This is a genomic window from Nocardioides sp., assembly GCF_031422975.1.
Lineage (GTDB): Bacteria > Actinomycetota > Actinomycetes > Propionibacteriales > Nocardioidaceae > Nocardioides.
The window spans coordinates 1-3736 of sequence record NZ_JANPEO010000325.1; the positions used below are offsets into that span (position 1 = coordinate 1).

The window sequence follows — 3736 nt, forward strand, 5'->3', positions numbered from 1 at the left end:
CCCCACGTGCTGGGCGATCGGGTCGTCGATCTCGGGCCGCGCGCGACGCACGAGGAGCTTGAGAAGTGCCGCGATGACCCAGCCGGCTGCCATGGTGATCAGCCCCCACCAGGCTCGGGTCCGCAGGCGCCTGCCGAACCAGACGTAGAGGCTGACCGGCAGCCCCACGCCGAGATACATCACGAACGGCTGGCTGATCACCTCCCAGGTCTCGACGAGGGACCGGAACCGGGGGTGGTCTCGCGTGTAGTCGGTCGCCGAGACGATCAGGTCCTGGTCGAAGGTCACCAGCGGGTCGAACTTGGTGCGCAAAAGGAAGGCCAGCATTCCCAGCGGGACGGCAACGACGGAGGCGTAGACGACGGCCCGCGTCATCCGGCGCCAGCGGGAGGCGGTCGCGAGATCCATGGGCGGCATCATTGCACTGGCGGCAGCCCGGGACTCGGCGCCACCGCGTCATTCGCTCCCTTGACACGGCAGACAGGATGTCTGCCGTGGACGTGCGTGCGTGGCTCCTGACCAACGAGGAGCGGGAGAACCCGCACACCCGGATCGACGACATCCGCGGTGACGGCACCGCCTGGAGCCGTGGCAACACCGTGCGGGCCATCGTCCACGGGCGCCCCTACTTCGCCGAGCTCCACTCCCGCATCAGCCGTCTGGGCCCCGGCGACCGCCTCTACTTCGCCGACTGGCAGGGCGACCCCGACCAGCAGCTCACCGACGAGCCCACCTCGACCCTCAGCGCCACGCTCGTGGCCGCAGCGCGGCGCGGCGTCGACGTACGCGGGCTGCTCTGGCGATCCCACTGGCACCGTCTGGGCTTCAGCGCGCACCGGCACCGCTACCTGGGCGAGGAGATCGGTGAGGCCGGCGGGCAGTGCCTGCGCGACATGCGCGTGCGGACGCGCGGCGCCCACCACCAGAAGTTCGTCGTGATCCGCCACCGCGACGACCCCGCCGACGACGTGGCGTACGTCGGCGGGATAGATCTCTGTCACGGCCGCCGCGACGACCAGGACCACCACGGCGACCCCCAGGCGGTCGAGATCGCCAAGGCCTACGGCCCGACCCCGCCGTGGCACGACGTCCAGGTCGCCATCCAGGGCCCCGCGGTACACGATGTCGAGACCACCTTCCGCGAGCGGTGGGAGGACAGCACGCCGCTCACCGTCAACCCGGGACGGCTGTTGTCCAGCCTGTTCCACCGCGAGGACCTGTCGCCCGAACCGCTCGGAGACCAGGAACCGCCGCCCGCTCCGCGGCCCGACGGACACGACGTCGTCCAGATCATCCGGACCTTCCCGGTCATCATGCCCAAGGGCTTCGACTTCGCACCCGAGGGTGAGCGCTCGGTGATGCTCGGCAACAGCAAGGCGATCGCGCACGCCGATCGACTGGTCTACGTCGAGGACCAGTACCTGTGGTCGGACGACGTCGGCGAGCACTTCGCGGCCGCGCTGCGGGAGAAGCCCGATCTCCGCCTCGTGGTGGTGCTGCCGATGCTGCCCGACCTCGAAGGCGCGATGGCCGAGGTGCCGCAGCTCTACGGACGGACCCGGGCGATGCGCACCATCATCGAGGCGGGCGGGGACCGGGTCGCGGTGTTCGGCCTGTGCAACGCCGACGGCATTCCGATCTACGTGCACTCGAAGACCTGCGTCATCGACCAGCGTTGGGCCAGCGTGGGCTCGGACAACCTCAACCGGCGCTCGTGGACCAGCGACAGCGAGATCGCCTGCGCCGTCGTCGACGAGCGCGGAGACCTGGACGATCGTGCGCCGGCGGACTCCTTCCCGCGGGTCCTGCTGCGCACCTTGGTCGCCGAGCACCTGGGGTGCGACCCCGCCGACGTGCCGGAGGACCCGCACGAGCTGTTCGACGCGATGGTCGCGTGCGCGCACGCACTTGACGAGTGGTACGCCGGTGGCGTCCCCGACAAGAGGAGCGGCATCCGCGGCGTCCTGATCGGCCGGGTGCCGCACCGCATGGCGCCCGTCCCCCGCTCGATTGCCGCCCATGTCCCCGGTCACCGCAGGCGCCGTGAGCGGGTGGTGGCCAGGGCGGAGGAGATCTCGAGGCACGGGTCGGTCCGCGGCGTCCGCCCGCCCGGACAACTGCGCCGGCTGTCCCCACCGGAGCTGACCGACGCCCAGCTCCGCTGGGCACCTCGGCTGTACGACACGCTGTTCGATCCCGACGGTCGCCCACGCCCCGGGGACAGGAGCTGAACGATGGCCAAGAAACGTGACGTCGGCGCATGGCGCCAGGACCCGCACGATGCGCTCCGCGCCGGTCCGGACTTCGACCTGGACAAGCTGGACCGCGGGTCGACTCCGGGGTGGAAGGGCGACAAGTCGACAGCCAAGCGCTTCGGCAAACAGCGCGGCACGCTGCTGAGCGAGCTGCAGGAGCGGCTGTTCGCCGAGGGCTCAGCGGGCGCGGGCCGATCTCTGCTCGTCATCGTCCAGGGCCTCGACACTGCTGGCAAGGGTGGCGTGGCCCGGCACGTCATGAGCAAGGTCGACCCCCAGGGCGTGGCCCTGCGGTCGTTCGGGCCACCGACCGAGGAGGAGCAGAAGCACCACTTCCTGTGGCGGCTGCGCAAGGAGCTTCCAGGCCCCGGCATGATCGGGGTCTTCGACCGGTCGCATTACGAGGACGTGCTCATCGCACGGGTCGACGAGCTGGTGCCTCGGGCGACCTGGGAAGGCCGTTTCGACGAGATCAACCAGTTCGAGGGTGACCTCGTCAAGGCCGGCACCACCATCGTGAAGTTCGCGCTGATGGTGAGCCACGACGAGCAGGGCGTTCGCCTCATGAGGCGCCTGGACCGCCCGGACAAGCTCTGGAAGTACAGCGCCAACGACCTGCCGACCCGGCGCCAGTGGGACAACTACCAGGAGGCCTACGCCGACGTGTTCCGCCGCACCTCCACCGACGCGGCTCCGTGGTTCGTGATCCCGGCCGACCAGAAGTGGTATGCGCGTCTGGCCATCACCGAGATCCTGACCCAGACCCTGATCGACATGGACCCTCAGTGGCCCTCGGTCCGCTGGGACCCGATGGTCCAGCGGCGCGAGCTCGCCAAGACCTTGAGCACCTCGGCCCTCGCCGCCTCCCTCGGGGAGACCGACGAGCAGGTCGGGAAGGCCATCAAGGACGATCGGTCGGTCCGCAAGCAGGCCGCTCGTGCCGGCACGGTTGGCGACGACTCGGACCCCGTCGAGGATGCCGAGGCCAAGGCCCGAGCAGCCGAGGCGTCGGCGACTGCAGCCGCCGCACTGGTCGACCTGCAGCGCACTCGCCAGCAGAAGGCCGACCTGCTGGCGGAGCGCGACGAGAGCTGAGTCGCCCGGGGACGGCCCGAGACTACTGTCACCCGGCCCTGCGTGTCCCTCGTCACGCTCCCCACCGCCCGTCCAGTGAGCGGCGTCGCAGCCGCATCGCGGCAGGCGCGACTACAGTGGTTGACTGGGCAAGAAGGCCACTAGAACGCGTTCTATCGAGCAGGAAGCAGGCACGAGGTGACCCAGCCGACCAAGCAGGTCAAGCAGCTCGATCGAGTCGTCATCCGGTTTGCCGGCGACTCGGGCGACGGCATGCAGCTGACCGGTGATCGGTTCACCCAGGAGTCGGCGGTGTTCGGCAACGACCTGGTGACCCTGCCCAACTTCCCGGCCGAGATCCGGGCGCCCCAGGGCTCGCTGCCCGGGGTCTCGTCCTTCCAGGTGCA

At 70.0% G+C, this 3736-nt stretch carries 3 protein-coding genes and 1 pseudogene; 3 read left to right on the forward strand and 1 reads right to left on the reverse strand.

The window, feature by feature from the left end; translation table 11 throughout:
• Window positions 1–408: hypothetical protein (locus tag RMO85_RS09840; protein WP_310528550.1), on the reverse strand; the 408-nt coding region annotated here is incomplete at its 3' end.
• Window positions 409–494: 86 nt separating this feature from the next.
• On the opposite strand from RMO85_RS09840, the gene RMO85_RS09845 reads away from it, so the two are divergent.
• The 3 genes and pseudogenes from RMO85_RS09845 to RMO85_RS09855 form a co-directional block, all read left to right on the forward strand.
• The gene (locus RMO85_RS09845; RefSeq protein WP_310528551.1) at window positions 495–2231 is read left to right on the forward strand and encodes a phospholipase D-like domain-containing protein; all 1737 of its coding nucleotides are present in this window, start codon (window positions 495–497) and stop codon (window positions 2229–2231) included.
• 3 nt (window positions 2232–2234) lie between these two features.
• The gene (locus RMO85_RS09850) at window positions 2235–3350 is read left to right on the forward strand and encodes a PPK2 family polyphosphate kinase (protein ID WP_310528552.1); all 1116 of its coding nucleotides are present in this window, start codon (window positions 2235–2237) and stop codon (window positions 3348–3350) included.
• A 177-nt stretch (window positions 3351–3527) separates the two neighbouring features.
• Window positions 3528–3736: pseudogene (locus tag RMO85_RS09855) on the forward strand (2-oxoglutarate ferredoxin oxidoreductase subunit alpha); the annotation flags it as partial.

Coding starts and splice junctions, on each gene's coding strand:
- RMO85_RS09850 (WP_310528552.1), top strand. CDS start 2,235: ATGGCCAAGAAACGTGACGTCGGCGCATGGCGCCAGGACCCGCACGAT.